The following is a 15676-nucleotide window of genomic DNA, read 5'->3' on the forward strand; positions in this document are numbered from 1 at the left end:
CGGTTTGTTTTATTCACGTATCATAAAGGTTTGCCACGAATTCCTCTAATTCCCTCTAATTTTTTCTTGCCACTGATTACAGGATTATTGCGGATTTTTTTTTATGCATTTCCGGTAAAATCCTTTTAATCCGTGAAATCTGTGGCAAAAACTTAGCGGTTTGTTTTATACCAATATTGGCGCTACTCTAGGCTTATAATCCTTTGCCACTTCTGCAATTAATCGAATATGATCCGGAGTTGTTCCGCAACAACCGCCTATAATGTTGATTAAATTGTCATCTAAATATTCTTTGATTAAAGCCTGGGTTTGTTCCGGTGTTTCATCATATTGTCCGAATGCGTTGGGTAAACCCGCGTTTGGGTGTGCCGAAACGTTGAACTGTGTATGCTGTGATAATGTTTTTAAATATGGCTTCAATAAATCGGCTCCAAGAGCGCAATTGAAACCTACACTTAATAACGGAATATGCGATACAGAAATCAAAAACGCTTCTACCGTTTGCCCGGAAAGTGTTCTTCCGGAAGCATCGGTAATCGTTCCTGAGACCATGATTGGAATATCCAGGTTGCGTTCGTCTTTTACTTCTTCGATGGCGAAAAGTGCTGCTTTAGCATTTAACGTATCGAAAATCGTTTCTACTAAAAGTAAATCGCAGCCGCCATCCATTAAGGCTTCTACTTGTTGTTTGTAGGCAATTCGCAAATCATCAAACGTTACGGCCCTGTAACCCGGATCGTTTACGTCTGGCGACATACTTGCCGTTCTGTTGGTCGGTCCGATGGATCCGGCTACGAAACGCGGTTTGTCCGGATTTTTAGCGGTGAATTCATCTGCTACCTGACGGGCAAGTTTAGCTGATTCATAGTTTAATTCATAAACCAGATCTTCCAGGAAATAATCGGCCATACCAATCGTCGTTCCTGAAAAAGTGTTGGTTTCTACGATGTCTGCACCCGCTTCATAATAAGCGGCGTGGACATCGCGAATAGCTTGTGGTTGTGTTATGGATAGTAAATCGTTGTTTCCTTTTAACGGATGTGGAAAATCCTTGAAACGCTCGCCACGAAAATCTTCTTCGGAGAAGTTATAGCGCTGCAGCATCGTTCCCATCGCTCCGTCAAGGATTAGGATATTTTTTTTAATGGCTTCCTGAATTGTTATTGACATGTTTTTTTTATCTTTTAGCTGCTAAGACTGTAAGGTTCTGAGAAGCTAAGTTTCTTATTAAATTATAATTTCGAATTTAAACCAGACGGGTTTTGAAAACCGGTCTGGTTTAAATTGACGGCAAAAATGTGCCAATGCTTCGCTCATGATACTGAATTCAGTAAAATAATATTGTATGGTTGTCAGGAAGAGTTTTGAGAAATACGTTTATGTATTTTGTGTTATCTATCTTTAATACTAAGAATAGTATAAAGTAGAATGTAGCACCTTCTTTATGATAAAGGGTTGCTAAGGTTTCATTGGGTCTTTCCCTCCGCCTTTCGTGATAACTTTCAATAATTTTAAGAACAGTGCAAAGGTATGAAATAGCATTGCTACTTGCAAGTTTTTTTTTTGAAGATGCTGAGATGCTAAGTGACTAAGATTCTAAGGTTTTTTTAAAGGTGGTGAAATTCTGAGATATTAAGGTTCCAAGGTTACAGTTTCACCTATGTTTTTCAAATACAGCCCACGGCTTCAACCGTGGAAGACGGATCGCGATTGTACACCGTGACAATGCATTTGATATGCATTACGCTCCAGTGGTTGAAACCACTGGCTATGTTTATGCTCTTCCCAAAAGCATCAATGTTTTAAAAAACGAAAAGCTCAAACCATAAGCTCCAGTGGTTGAAACCACTGGCTACGTTTATGCTTCACAAAAGCATCAATGTTTTTAAAAACGAAAAAGCCCAAACCATACGTTTGAGCTTTCTATATAAAAATCTTAGAACCTTAGTATCTTATCGTCTTAGCAACTTAAACAATCGCTTTCACGACCGCTTTCGGCGCTTCTTTACGAGTTCCGTCGAAACCGTCTACACCGGAAACTGTGGTATATTTTAAAACGTATTTTTTACCCGGATTGATGATCTGGTAAGCTGCCTGACACATCAAAGTGGCTTCGTGGAAACCACAAAGGATCAGTTTTAATTTGCCGGGATATGTATTAACGTCTCCGATAGCAAAGATTCCCGGAATATTGGTTTGGTAATCTAAGGCATTGTTTACTTTAATCGCGTTTTTCTCGATGTCCAGTCCCCAGTCTCCGATTGGTCCTAATTTAGGCGTTAATCCGAAAAGGGGAATAAAGAAATCAGTTTCGATTTTACGGTGTGCTCCGTTTTCTTCTATATCCAGAGACTCCACATGCTCAGCACCATTGATTCCGATTACTTCTGCAGGGGTGATTAGTTTAATTTTTCCGGCTGTTTTTAATTCCTGTACTTTTTCAACAGAATCTAAAGCTCCTCTAAATTCGTTTCTTCGGTGAATTAAAGTTACCTCTGAAGCTACGTTAGAAAGGAAAATACTCCAGTCTAAAGCTGAATCTCCTCCTCCGGCAATCACTACTCTCTTGTCCCTGAATTTCTCCGGGTTTTTGATGAAATATTTTACCCCTTTATCTTCATAAAACTCGATATCTTCTATAAGTGGCTTGCGTGGCTCAAAACTTCCCAAACCTCCTGCGATAGCAATCACCGGTGCGTGAAATTTAGTTCCTTTATTTGAGGTTACGATAAAACTTCCGTCTTCTTGTTTTTCGATAGTTTCAGCGCGCTCTCCTAAAGTATAACCCGGCTCAAATTGTTTGATTTGTTCCTGTAGGTTATCAATTAAATCTCCTGCCAAAACTTCCGGGAATCCGGGAATATCATAAATAGGTTTTTTTGGATATAATTCTGAAAGTTGTCCGCCTGCTTGTGGCAAAGCATCCAAAATATGACATTTTAATTTTAATAATCCTGCCTCAAAAACGGCAAATAAACCTGTTGGTCCTGCTCCAATTATAAGTATATCTGTTTTAATCATTATGCTTGTTGTTTATAATCATTCTTAATAATGCAAAGGAACGAATAATTTATTCTTCTGCCAATGATTTTTGTCATTGATTTCTTTGCGAAATTTTTTACTCTTTATTTTTTAATGAAGCGGTGATTTCGTTCATCTTTTTTACCTTGTCTTCAAAATTGCCTTTCAGTGTTTTCCTGTATTCATTGAGGTTTTCAACCATCTGATTGATATCTTCCGGAATTACTTCTTCGAAAAACTCCCGCAGTCTTTTGGCGGTTGTTGGCGATTTTCCGTTGGTCGAAATAGCAATTTTGACATTTCCTTTGGTGACTATTCCGCCTAGATAATAATCACATAAATCAGGCGTATCAGCGATATTGCAAATCAGATAACGCTTTCGGGACAAATCGTATACTCTTTTATTGACTTTCAGGTCATCGGTACAGGCGATTACCATGTGACGCTTTTTGAGCATTCTTTTTTTGAACTTTGCTTCCGTCAATTTAATAGAAGGATGCTTTTCGGCTAAGACTTTAATCTCTAAATGAAAGTCCGGTGCTACAACCTCAACATTGGCATTTGGACTCGACTTCAGCAAAAAAGAAAGTTTTTCTAATCCAACGTTTCCCCCGCCCACAATTAACACATTCAGATTATGAAGTTTTAAGAATATGGGATATAATTCGTTCTGTTCCATTTTAATTTATTTTCATCTTACCAAAATTAGATGATTTATATTTTACCGAACGATTTCTTTTGATAGAAATTCTTCGTAAAATCCTTTCAGTTTATTGCTTTCGCGAACTACTTCTCCCAAAACAATAATGGCCGGTGAACTTAATTGTTGTTCTTTTACAATTTCTAGAATAGAATCTACTGTTCCAACGCCTACTTTTTCTTTGGCAGTTGTTCCGTTTTGAATAATCGCTACAGGTAAATTTCCTTTGTCTTCTTTTTGAAACAGCTCTATAATCTGGCTCAATTTATGCATCCCCATCAAAATTACTACTGTCGCAGAGGATTGTGCTGCCAAGGCTACGTCTGAAGATAATTTCCTGTCGGAAGTTGTTCCTGTAATGGCCCAGAAACTCTCTGAAACACCTCTTTTTGTAATCGAAATCCCCTGACTCGCCTGAACGGCAACTACTGAAGAAATTCCGGGAACTACAACGGTCGGGATTCCGAAACTTTCAACAAATTCTATTTCTTCGCTTCCACGCCCGAAAATAAAAGGGTCTCCGCCTTTTAACCGGACCACATTTCCATACGTTAAGGCATTATCAACAATCAATTGATTGATCTCATCCTGTGTATAAGCATGGTTTCCTATTTTTTTCCCGACAAAAATCCGGATCGCATTTTTGGGAGCGTGTGCTAATATTTCATCATTGGCCAATGCATCGTACAAAACCACATTCGCTTCAGCCAACGCTTTTACAGCTTTTAGCGTAAGTAAATCCGGATCGCCGGGACCTGCACCGACTAAAGTAACTTTGGGTTTTATGGTCTTAAGCATTTGCTAATTCTTGAGCTCTGTATTTTTCTATAATTGCAAAAAATGCAATTCCTTCCTGAATGTATTGTTTTGCAAATGCTTCTGAAGGTTCATTTTGATTGATTTGATATACCAATTCCCTGAAAGTTGTTGGCAATCCTATTTTTCCTGTTGCTATAAAAACGGTATCAAACAAATCTACAATTCCTGCGTGATGGTTTGTTTTTTCGTTTTCTGAAAGCAACAACGCTTTCGCGCCATTTACAAATCCCGCATAAGCATGATAGATTGCATCTGACCATTTTCCTTCGTCGAATGATTCCTGGGCGAAAGTCAGTTTATCTTTGGCTTCTAATAATAAAGTCGCAACCAAATCTATTACAACTCCGGCACATTCTCCTACTCCGACTGCTTTTACGTAGTTGTCTGCATTCCCCCAATCGATGAAATCAGCTTCCGTCAGATTGGTTACATCTGCAAATGGTTTTAAAATTTCATAGAAATATTTCTCCCCTTTCAGATCGTAATAATTCAGGAATTTTTCTCCGTTGGCATTTGCATCAAAATCATTTAAAATGGTACGCAATGCATCTGGACCTCTTCGGCTTGGAATTTTAATAACTTTGTCAGCAAAGCGTCCTGCTCCGTTTCCTAATCTTCCTCCGCCCAATAAAACCTGTAGGGCCGGCGCTACCAATTTTCCGGAGTTGATCGACATTCCCTGAAAACCAATTGCTGACATATTGTGCTGTCCGCAGGCATTCATACAGCCACTGATTTTGATTTCAATTTCACGGTTATTTCGGTACTGCGGGTATTCGGCATTGATTACCTTTTCTAATTCTTCAGCTATACCGGTACTACTTGCAATCCCCAAATTACAAGTATCAGTACCCGGACAAGCTGTAATATCCGCCGTTGAATTATAGCCTAAATGAACAAAGTCCAGCTTGGCTAATTCCTGATAAAAGAAAGAAAGATTCTCTTCTTTTACGTGACGGATTACAATATTTTGACGCAATGAAAAACGCAATTCATTCGCAGCGTAATTTTTAATTAAGTCAGCTAACAACCTTGCTTTATCAGTGTAAAAATCTCCTAATAAAACTTTGATTCCGATCGCATAATAGCCCGCTTGTTTCTGTGCAATTACATTCGATTCTTTCCACGCTTCATAAGCGGCTGTATCTTCGATTGTAACCTGCGGCACTTCTAATAATGGTTCCGGAATCGGGCCATCAAAAGCTGTTGTGTCAATTTCGTAAGTTTCAAAAGCGATTGCTTTTTTTTCTTTTTCAACCAAATCAAGGAAAACATCTCTTCCCATTTCTTTGATCAAAAATTTCATACGGGCTTTCATTCTTTTGGCACGCTCGCCGTATCGGTCGAAAATACGGATGATACCTTCTGCTGTTGGAATAATCTGGTTTACGGGAACAAACTCTGAAAGCAATTCGGCATGTGCAGGCTGGGAACCTAAACCTCCCCCAAACATGATTTTAAATCCTTTTTCACCATTTACAATTTTAGGTATAAATCCTAAATCATGTAAATAACTCAAAGCGGTATCTTCTTCAGAGGATGAGAACGAAATTTTAAATTTACGTCCCATTTCCTGACAAATTGGATTTCTTAATAAATATTGAAATAAACCATGTGCATAAGGCGAAACGTCAAATGGTTCGTTTACGTCTACACCGGCGAGTTCGCTTCCGGTAATATTTCTAACCGTGTTACCACAAGCTTCACGTAAGGTGATATCGTCTTTCGCCAGGTTTGCCCACAGTTCCGGAGTTCTGTCTAAACTTACGTAGTGAATCTGAATGTCCTGACGTGTTGTTATATGCAAACGTCCTGTTGAATATTCATCAGAAACTTTGGTAATTCGCACCAATTGTTCGCTCGTTACTTTACCGTAAGGCAATTTAATACGAATCATTTGTACGCCTTCCTGACGTTGTCCGTAGATTCCACGTGCTAAACGAAGACTGCGAAAACGCTCATCATCAATTTTTCCGCCACGGAATAAGTGAATCTTTTTTTCAAGATCGATAATCTCTTTCTGAACTATCGGATTTTCTATTTCTGTTCTAAAACTTTCCATTTCTTTTTAATGCTTTAGGCTTTAAGCAATAAGCTGTAGGCTTTCTTGCGTACCGTGTTATACATTTTTTGCTTAAAGCTTACCGCCTAAAGCGTATTGCTTACAGCAGTGAAACTATCTAATGAATCCTACTCCTGCTGTGGTGTTTGTCGCTGTATCAATCAGGATAAATGCTCCGTTTGATTTATTGTCGTTGTAGGCATCAAAATATAAAGGCTTGCTTAATTTGATCGTTACTTCTCCAATTTCGTTGATTGCTAATTGTGTGGCTTCTTTGGTTCCGGAATAGTCCGTCGAGATCGTATTCTTGACACTTTCTACTTTGGCCAAAACGGAGTTGGTATTGTGCTGTACAATATATTTGGTACCGGCAACCAGTTTTTTACTGTCCATCCAACAGACCGTTGTACTGATTTCTTTTTCAATTTTTGGAAGCTCTGATGATTTTACGATCATATCGCCTCTTGTCACATTGATATCGTTTTCTAATTCGATAGTAATGGATGAACCTGCAGCGGCTTCATCAAATGTTTTATCGAAAAAGTGAATTTTAGATACTTTTGATTCTGTTAAAGAAGGCAAAACGGTAACCGCATCTCCTACTTTTATTGAATTTCCGTATAATTTTCCGGCATATCCCCTAAAGTCATGGTATTCCTGTGTCTTAGGACGAATTACGGTCTGAACCGGAAAACGGGCTTTTCCGGCTTCAAAAACATCCGAAGAATGCAGTCCTTCTAAATGCTCTAAAACGGTTTGACCTGTGTACCAAGGCATATCTTTAGACTGATCCACCACGTTTCCGCCGTTGATGGCGCTTAATGGAATGTAGCTTACATTTTGTTCTTTGAATGTGCTTTTAGCATTCAATGCCTGAAAATCAGCTTTAATTTTATTGTAAACTTCTTCGGAATAATCTACCAAATCCATTTTGTTGATCGCTACAATTACCTCTTTTACACGTAATAAATTATTGATAAAAAAGTGACGGTAGGTTTGCTCAATTACGCCTTTTCTGGCATCAATCAAAATGATAGAAACCTGGGAAGTCGAAGCGCCTGTTACCATGTTTCTCGTATATTCTACGTGACCCGGAGTATCGGCAATGATATAACTTTTCTTTGCTGTCGAAAAATAAATGTGCGCCACATCAATCGTGATTCCCTGCTCTCTTTCGGCTACCAAACCATCAGTTGCCAGTGAAAAATCAAGATAATCGTATCCTTTTTGTTTACTGCTTTTTTCGATTGCTTCGATTTTATCTGTCGTCAATGATTTTGTATCGTACAATAATCTTCCGATCAAAGTACTTTTTCCGTCATCTACACTTCCTGCTGTTGCTATTTTTAAAACTTCCATTCTTGTATTTTGTTTCAGGTTTAAAATTTTAGTTTCAGGTTTCAGGTTGCTCCCTTTGAATTAAAATTTAAAACTGTATGTTTTTGTTTTTCTGATTTCGTTTTTAATTACGTTCCGAATTGCATTAATAATTCACAATTCATAACTCATAATTATTAAAAGTATCCTTGTTGTTTTCTCTTTTCCATTGCGGCTTCAGAACGTTTGTCATCAATTCTGGCACCTCTTTCAGAAATCGTTGAAGTTCTGATTTCCCCTACTACTTCCTGAATGGTTGCAGCATAAGAATCAACTGCGGCTGTACAAGTCATATCGCCAACGGTTCTGAAGCGAACAATTCGTTCTTCGATTTGTTCGTCTTCTTCCTGGTACACAAAAGGAGAATGTGACCAGATTAAACCGTCTCTCAAAAAAACCTTTCTTTTATGTGAAAAATAGATCGACGGAATTTCGATGTGCTCTTTCTCAATATAGCTCCAGACATCTAACTCTGTCCAGTTTGAAATTGGGAAAACACGAACGTTCTGACCATTTTCTATTTTTCCATTCAAAATATCAAATAACTCCGGGCGTTGATTTTTTTCGTCCCACTGACCGAAATCATCACGAACTGAAAAAATACGCTCTTTTGCTCTTGCTTTTTCTTCATCACGACGTGCACCACCAATACAGGCATCAAACTTAAATTCTTCGATGGCATCTAAAAGCGTGATCGTCTGTAAGCTGTTTCTACTGGAATATTTTCCGGTTTCCTCCACTACTTTTCCTTCATCAATGGCATCCTGAACATTACGAACGATCAGCTCTAAACCTAATTCTTCTACCAGTTTATCCCTGAAAGCGATTGTTTCAGGAAAATTGTGTCCCGTATCAACGTGTAAAAGAGGAAACGGAATCTTTGCAGGAAAAAAAGCTTTTTGGGCCAAACGAACTAATGTTATAGAATCTTTTCCTCCCGAAAAAAGTAAAACCGGTTTGTCAAACTGTGAAATTACTTCTCTGAAAATGTATATGGCTTCACTCTCTAAAGCGTTTGTTTTTAATACTGAACTCATTGTGTTTTTTTGTTTCAGGTTTCAGGTTTCAGGTTTAGGTTGTTTTACCTTGTCTGAAATCTTAAACTATCGTTATTCTGTTTTTTTGTTTCTTTTTGTTCAACAGATTAAATCCGTTGCTCCAATCTTAATTCTTTACTCTTTATTCTATTCTCTATTTTCTATTCTCCAGAACCAAGTCTTGTCTCTGGCTTCTTGCTTCCAACTAGTCTTTCCTAGCCCCATGCAAACCACACTCCTTATGACTCGATTCCCACCACCATCTTCCGGCTCTGATATCCTCTCCGGGGAAAATGGCTCTGGTACAAGGCGCACAGCCAATGCTTACGAAACCTTCTTTGTGCAGGGCATTCTGCGGAACATTAAATTCTTTCAGGTGATTTTCTACTTCTTCTAAACTCCATTTTAGTAACGGATTGAATTTTATGATTTCAAAACCGCCATCATATTCAAAAAGGTTTAAATCGTGCCTGTTTTCGGATTGTTCGGCTCTTAGACCCGTAATCCAGACGGCATTTCCGGATAAAGCTTTTCGTAGCGGCACTACTTTTCGGATAAAACAGCATTCTTTTCTGTTTTCAACCGAATCGTAAAAGCTGTTCGGGCCTTTGGTCTGAAGTAAGTTTTCTACCGCTGCTGCTTCCGGAAAATAAACCTCAATCTGTTTTTTATACTTTTTTAATGTTCTGTGAAAAACATCATAGGTTTCCTGAAATAATCTTCCGGTATCTAACGTAAACACCGTGATGGCCAAATCATTTTTAAAGATAAAATCAGTAATTACCTGATCTTCCTGTCCAAATGAAGTTGAAAAAATTACTTTCCCGGGATACTCATCAGCCAAAAAAGCCAATGTTTGTTCCAGTGTAAAGTCTTTTGTTTTTTCTAATAATAATTCTGTAACTGTCGCGCTCATATTCTCTTTCTCCTTCTAAATTTATCTTATAATAATTTAGATAATGTTTTTAAACTCAATAAGATGATTAGTATTCCAACCGCAATCATCATTGGTTTTCTTTTTATTTTATTTACTAAAAATGCGGCTAATGGTGCCGAAATTACGCCTCCTAAAATCAAACCGATAATCACCTGCCATCCGTGAATTCCTCCAAAAAGCATGAAGGTGATACCACTTGCAAATGAAATCGCAAACTCAGCTGCATTTACGGAACCGATTGTATATCTCGGGTTTCTTCCTCTTCCTAATAATGTTGAAGTCACAATGGGTCCCCAGCCGCCGCCACCGACAGAATCCATAAAACCTCCAAAAACAGCTAAAACACTTAATTTTTTAGTTTTCTTTTTTACAATGTTTTTTTTCAGGGCCTTTTTGATAATGATAATAGCCAGAATAATCATGTAAACGGCAATAAAGGGCTTGATAACATCTCCATTAATCACATCTGACAATAAATAAGCACCTGTTATGGAACCTAAAACTCCCGGAATCAATAAATGTTTTACGAGTTTTTTATTGATATTTCCAAATCGGTGATGTGAAAGTGCCGATGCTCCTGTTGTAAACATTTCTGACACGTGCACCGCAGTACTGCTCACCACCGGAGGTACTCCGTATGCCAGTAAAAATGAAGTGGAAGTTGCTCCGTAACCCATTCCTAAAGTTCCGTCTACCAACTGGGCGAAAACCCCAATTAAGAAGAAAACCAAAAGTTCCTGATTAAAACCGCCTACGAATCCATCCCAGGTAAATTCAGCATAATGGTTATAACCAAGTGTTGCTAATAAACCAATTAACAAGACAACCGGTATGATAATCCATAATCTCTCTTTTAAAGAAACTTCAGACTTTACTTCAACTGCGTTTATTTCCAATCCTTTCTCCATAATTTTTGAACCATCTTTATTTAAATCCATTATCCTATAGGCTTAGTAGATTACTATGCAAAATTAGTATTTATTTGTAAATATCAAAACAATATCCGGATTTTTTAATTGAAAAAACAACTGAACACCAAACATTTAAAATAAAACTTACGTTTTCTATCTAAATTGATACTACTTTGAGAATTAGCCCTAACAATAACAAACTAAAAAACAATAACTTAGCAATAATTAGAAACCACTACACATAACGTCTATAAAATCGATAGGATTGTAGTTAATTAGTTATTATTTTTGGCAAAATTTTTTAGGTATGGATTTTCAGATAGGAATAGTAATTGCGGGCTTAGTCGTTGGTTTTATCGTAGGAATGACCGGAGTTGGCGGCGGTTCTTTGATGACTCCGATTTTATTGTGGTTCAACATTCCTCCTACAACCGCTGTTGGAACTGATTTATTGTACGCCGCTTTTACCAAAATGGGCGGTGTATATGTGCATAATAAAAAAAGTAATATCAACTGGAAGATTACGGGCTGGCTTTCTCTCGGAAGTGTGCCGGCTGCCCTGATCACTTTGTGGATATTAGAAAGTATCAAAACCGATATTACCACCCTGAATGCATTGATTAAATACAGTTTAGGCTGGGCATTGCTTTTTACTTCTGTGGCGATTTTGTTTAAAAACAGGATTATGAAGTTTTCTAAAAAACATGCCGGCGACCGCTTTCACAAAGAGAGTACGACTCAGAATGTACTGACTGTTGCTATTGGTGTGTTATTGGGCGCTACTGTAACACTGACCTCGATTGGTGCGGGTGCATTGGGAACAGTAACTTTATTTTTCCTCTATCCGTTGCTGCCCACTCCGAAATTAGTAGGAACTGAAATCGCACATGCGGTACCCTTAACTCTTGTAGCAGGAATTGGACATGCTTCAATGGGAAATCTGGATTTGGTTTTACTCGGACAATTGTTATTGGGATCCTTACCCGGAATTTACATCGGAAGTATGTTAAGCGGAAAAGTTCCTGATTTACTTTTAAGAAACGCTATTGCCGTAATGTTGTTTATGGTAGGCTATAAATTGATTTTTTAAACCTTTACTTTAGAAAATAAAAAATATTACGCTGTAAAAAAAAACCATTTCAGCAAGTTTCCTCCTGTGAAATGATCTTTAAATTATAATTTTTCAATAAATTCCTATCGTTTGCTAATTCTTAAAAAGCAATATCTGCTAACGAATTGCTTTCCAGTATTTTAAGTGTATTGTCCCTAACCTCCGTCATTAAACGTCTTGCGGCGCAGGTGGACTCGTCATCACAATCATCGCATCGCTCATAAAAATTATGACTTGCACAAGGCAGCAATGCAATCGGACCTTCCAGAATACGGTACACTTTGGCCATACTGATGTCTTTCGGATCTTTAATTAAGTAATACCCGCCGCCCTTTCCTTTTTTAGCACCAAGGAAACCGGAGTTTCTTAACAGCAACAAAATACTTTCCAGGAATTTAATTGAAATATGTTCGCTCTTTGCAATTTCAGCAATTTGTACAGGTTCGTTATTCTCGCGTCTTGCTAAATAAGTTAAAGCTTTGATTCCGTATTTTGTTTTCTTTGAAAGCACTTTTGAATATTTTAGATTTTAGAGTGTTGATTTTAGATTTTTATCTAAATCCGCAAACTTATATTTTTAAATAACAAAAATATGCTTTTTATATGAGAATACTAACAAGATGAAATTTAAATTCTACTTTACCTATCAAATTACTTCTTTGGCTCCAATTAAATTCAATTCTTGCAGTTTCATTTCATCCTCTAAGACATTTTTTTCAACTACATAGGTATTAGAAAGAGAATCATGCCACATTCTTCCTGATTCTCCTAAAAAAGATAAAGCCTCAAAAGGAATAAAACGACATAATGTTCTTTTGAAAATAACAGCAACACCAGGTTTTACTCCATATTCATTAATTATAATGCTACCTGTCATGATCTTACCTAAAGTTCTGCCCGAAAGACTCTCAAAAATAAAATAGTAAATCATAGCAAAAGATAAATACGTTCCTGTGAATCCAAGATAAATCAAAATTTCTTCCCACATTCTATAGATATCCCATTGTAAAATATTTCCCGTAAGTACAATAAGTAGTGAAACAATAAATATCGAAATAAGAATAAAGGCAAAATCAATAATACAGTTAAAGAAACGATCACGATCAGAAGTTAGTAATTTCTTTTCAGGAACATCTATAAAGGGATTCCCATTTTGATCTTTATTCTTTAATCTAATCGTTTTCATTTTTTTTATGATTCTGTTTCCTGAACACCAATTAAGTTAAATTCATGAAATATTTTCACTTCTTCATCTAAAGCTTTTTTATTCACGACATAAGTATCAGACATTGAATCATGCCATCCTCTTCCTGAACTTCTCAGAAACGAAAGTCCGTCAAAAGGAATTACTCTGCATAAGCTTCTTTTAAAAATAGTTCCAAAATCAGGTTTTTCGCCATTCTCATCCACTACAATTGTACCTGTGATTAGTTTAGCCAAAGATCTTCCAAAGAAACCTTCGGTCACGGTATAATAAATAATCGTGAAAAGAATAAAAAGTATTCTTCCTTCTAAGTCACCAATATTATCCATCCAGTTCGCTAATCCGTTCAACCCTAAAAGAGCCCCAAGAAATCCTAAAAAAATAGCTAAAAGAAAGATGAATGCCAGAATAAAGATAGTATCCAGAAGATAATTAAGAAATCTCTGTCCCCCTGAAACTAATAATTTGTCATCAAGAATGTAAGTAGAGTTGCTCATGTTTGGTTTGGTTTTAAGTTTATGATTAGTAATCGTATTTTAATCTTAGTCCGGACAAAAGTATACTTTTTAGCCAAACCGCAATAAAAAGAATAACGATTTTTAACCGTAATTAAATTACAGCCAAAAATCGTTATTTATAACCTGCATTATAGATTTCTAACAATCTAAAATCAGAAATCTAAACTCTAAAATTTATTTAAGAAAGCGCCTGCTCCAAATCGGCAATTACATCTTTTACGGTTTCCAAACCTACAGATACACGCACCAAACCTTGTGTAATACCCACTGCCAACTGATCTTCTTCAGACAGCTTGCTGTGCGTTGTTGACGCCGGATGCGTAACAATGGATCGGGTATCTCCAATATTAGCAGAAAGCGAGCAGAGTTTTATTTTATCTAAAAATTTTCGTCCGGCTTCTATGCCACCTTTGATTTCAAACGCAATGATATTTCCACCTAAAAGCATTTGTTTTTTGGCAATTTCATATTGAGGGTGCGATTTCAAAAACGGGTATTTTACGCTGTTCACATTCGGATGTGCTTCTAAAAACTCCGCTACTTTTAAAGCGTTCTCGCAGTGTTTCTCCACACGAATGGCAAGCGTTTCCAAACTTTTTGATAAAATCCAGGCATTAAACGGAGACAAAGCCGGACCTGTATTCCTTGAAAACAAATAGATCTGTCGGATCAAATCTTCGCTTCCTACGGTCACTCCTCCTAAAACACGGCCCTGACCGTCAATTAATTTGGTCGCTGAATGCACTACCAGATGCGCCCCAAACTTAATTGGCTGCTGCAAATAAGGGGTTGCAAAACAGTTATCAATAATTAAAATCAGATTGTGTTTTTTGGCAATATCTCCCAAAAATTGCAGGTCAATTACGTCAACACCGGGATTTGTAGGCGACTCCGCATATAATATCTTAGTATTAGGCTTGATGAAACTCTCAATGGTTTCCGGTTTGTTAATCTCAAAATACGAAGTCTCGATATTCCATTTTGGAAAATAGGTCATAAACAACGCATGTGTCGAACCGAAAACGCTGCTCGCGGATACAATGTGATCTCCTGCATTTAAGAGGGCTGCAAAAGTGGAGTAAACGGCTGCCATTCCGGTAGCAAAGGCATATCCGGCTTCAGCGCCTTCCATTTTGCATATTTTATCTACAAATTCAGTCGTATTCGGGTTGCTGAAACGACTGTAAATATTTCTTTCTTTTTCTTCTGTAAAAGAAGCTCTCATATCTTCCGCATCTTCAAATACAAAGCTTGACGATAAGTATAATGGCACCGAATGCTCTAAATACTGAGATCTTTCTAATTGTGTTCTTATGGCCTGTGTTTCAAAACCAAATTCTTGTTCTCTCATTTTTTTTTTTGTTTAACACGAATTGCGCCAAGTAGCACAAATCATCACTTTTTTAAATTTCACAAAAGATTCACTAAGGAATTTGATGCAAATTTTTATTATTTAGGAATCACCCAAAGAATTATCTAATTAACTAATTCTCTAATTGACTAATTCTCTAATTCGATATTGTTCAGCACAACCTTGTATTTTATTGTAGCTGTCGGTTCAACCGTTTTGGCTACTGAACAATATTTCTCGAAAGAAAGCTGTGCAGCACGATGTGCCTTTTCCGGATTGATATCTCCTTCTAAATAGAAAACCACATTGATTTCCTTAAAAGGTTTTGCTTCGTCAATCTGAACGCGAAGTCCTTCTACCTCAGCATTAAAAGAGGTAATTTCCTGACGTTGTTTTTTTAAAATCGAAATCATATCGATAGCACTGCATCCTGCAACGCCCATTAAAACAAGCTCCATTGGACTTGCGCCTAAATCGCTTCCTCCAAATTCGGCTCTGCTGTCCACATCGACTACATGACCGCGTTCATTTTTGAGTTTAAAATGAAATGCGTCATTTACTCTGTTTAAGGTTACTTTCATTTTTTTGTTTTTTGTTGTGTTGTTTGTTTTTGAATTCGAAAATCTAA

15 protein-coding genes and 1 riboswitch are annotated in these 15676 nt (G+C 37.2%); of the genes, 1 reads left to right on the plus strand and 14 read right to left on the minus strand.

Annotated elements, in window-relative coordinates; translation table 11 throughout:
- Nucleotides 1–165: 165 nt before the first annotated feature.
- The 9 genes from LPB89_RS00715 to LPB89_RS00755 all read right to left on the minus strand — a co-directional run bounded on the left by LPB89_RS00715 (nucleotide 166) and on the right by LPB89_RS00755 (nucleotide 10891).
- Entirely contained in the window at nucleotides 166–1170 is a 1005-nt protein-coding gene (locus tag LPB89_RS00715; protein WP_230699831.1) for a homocysteine S-methyltransferase family protein, read from the minus strand.
- Nucleotides 1171–1388: 218 nt separating this feature from the next.
- Nucleotides 1389–1502, minus strand: a riboswitch (SAM riboswitch).
- A 466-nt stretch (nucleotides 1503–1968) separates the two neighbouring features.
- Nucleotides 1969–3021, minus strand: coding sequence for an NAD(P)/FAD-dependent oxidoreductase (locus tag LPB89_RS00720; protein WP_127337832.1), 1053 nt, complete (start codon nucleotides 3019–3021; stop codon nucleotides 1969–1971).
- Between the two features lie 97 nt (nucleotides 3022–3118).
- Nucleotides 3119–3700 carry a bifunctional precorrin-2 dehydrogenase/sirohydrochlorin ferrochelatase gene (locus LPB89_RS00725; RefSeq protein WP_127337833.1) on the minus strand — a complete coding sequence of 194 codons (582 nt, stop codon included), beginning with the start codon at nucleotides 3698–3700 and terminating at the stop codon, nucleotides 3119–3121.
- Nucleotides 3701–3742: 42 nt separating this feature from the next.
- Nucleotides 3743–4519 carry a uroporphyrinogen-III C-methyltransferase gene (gene cobA, locus LPB89_RS00730; RefSeq protein WP_230699832.1) on the minus strand — a complete coding sequence of 259 codons (777 nt, stop codon included), beginning with the start codon at nucleotides 4517–4519 and terminating at the stop codon, nucleotides 3743–3745.
- Nucleotides 4512–6602 carry a HEPN domain-containing protein gene (locus tag LPB89_RS00735; RefSeq protein WP_230699833.1) on the minus strand — a complete coding sequence of 697 codons (2091 nt, stop codon included), beginning with the start codon at nucleotides 6600–6602 and terminating at the stop codon, nucleotides 4512–4514. The genes cobA and LPB89_RS00735 overlap by 8 nt, the downstream gene beginning before the upstream one ends.
- A gap of 114 nt (nucleotides 6603–6716) precedes the next feature.
- Nucleotides 6717–7961: a sulfate adenylyltransferase subunit 1 gene (locus tag LPB89_RS00740; RefSeq protein ID WP_230699834.1), complete on the minus strand. Its 1245-nt coding sequence runs from the start codon at nucleotides 7959–7961 to the stop codon at nucleotides 6717–6719.
- Between the two features lie 155 nt (nucleotides 7962–8116).
- Nucleotides 8117–9016 carry a sulfate adenylyltransferase subunit CysD gene (cysD, locus tag LPB89_RS00745; protein ID WP_127337837.1) on the minus strand — a complete coding sequence of 300 codons (900 nt, stop codon included), beginning with the start codon at nucleotides 9014–9016 and terminating at the stop codon, nucleotides 8117–8119.
- 205 nt (nucleotides 9017–9221) lie between these two features.
- A complete protein-coding gene (locus LPB89_RS00750; protein ID WP_230699835.1) occupies nucleotides 9222–9932 on the minus strand; it encodes a phosphoadenylyl-sulfate reductase in 711 nt (236 codons plus the stop codon).
- Nucleotides 9933–9958: 26 nt separating this feature from the next.
- Nucleotides 9959–10891 carry a sulfite exporter TauE/SafE family protein gene (locus LPB89_RS00755; protein ID WP_230699836.1) on the minus strand — a complete coding sequence of 311 codons (933 nt, stop codon included), beginning with the start codon at nucleotides 10889–10891 and terminating at the stop codon, nucleotides 9959–9961.
- Between the two features lie 280 nt (nucleotides 10892–11171).
- Here LPB89_RS00755 and LPB89_RS00760 point away from each other — a divergent pair, with 280 nt between their 5' ends.
- Nucleotides 11172–11954, plus strand: a complete 783-nt coding sequence (locus LPB89_RS00760; RefSeq protein WP_154338965.1) for a sulfite exporter TauE/SafE family protein — start codon at nucleotides 11172–11174, stop codon at nucleotides 11952–11954.
- A gap of 121 nt (nucleotides 11955–12075) precedes the next feature.
- Here LPB89_RS00760 and LPB89_RS00765 read toward each other — a convergent pair whose 3' ends face one another.
- The 5 genes from LPB89_RS00765 to LPB89_RS00785 form a co-directional block, all read right to left on the minus strand.
- Entirely contained in the window at nucleotides 12076–12486 is a 411-nt protein-coding gene (locus LPB89_RS00765; RefSeq protein ID WP_008466594.1) for an Rrf2 family transcriptional regulator, read from the minus strand.
- Between the two features lie 135 nt (nucleotides 12487–12621).
- Nucleotides 12622–13161, minus strand: a complete 540-nt coding sequence (locus tag LPB89_RS00770) for an RDD family protein (protein WP_230699837.1) — start codon at nucleotides 13159–13161, stop codon at nucleotides 12622–12624.
- A 5-nt stretch (nucleotides 13162–13166) separates the two neighbouring features.
- A complete protein-coding gene (locus LPB89_RS00775) occupies nucleotides 13167–13676 on the minus strand; it encodes an RDD family protein (RefSeq protein WP_230699838.1) in 510 nt (169 codons plus the stop codon).
- A 199-nt stretch (nucleotides 13677–13875) separates the two neighbouring features.
- Complete coding sequence (locus LPB89_RS00780) at nucleotides 13876–15048, minus strand: PLP-dependent aspartate aminotransferase family protein (RefSeq protein WP_230699839.1); 1173 nt, start codon at nucleotides 15046–15048, stop codon at nucleotides 13876–13878.
- 149 nt (nucleotides 15049–15197) lie between these two features.
- Nucleotides 15198–15629 carry an OsmC family protein gene (locus LPB89_RS00785; protein ID WP_127337842.1) on the minus strand — a complete coding sequence of 144 codons (432 nt, stop codon included), beginning with the start codon at nucleotides 15627–15629 and terminating at the stop codon, nucleotides 15198–15200.
- Between the last annotated feature and the right edge of the window lie 47 nt (nucleotides 15630–15676).

The sequence above is a fragment of the Flavobacterium sp. ENC genome, assembly GCF_020991415.1.
Taxonomy (GTDB): domain Bacteria; phylum Bacteroidota; class Bacteroidia; order Flavobacteriales; family Flavobacteriaceae; genus Flavobacterium.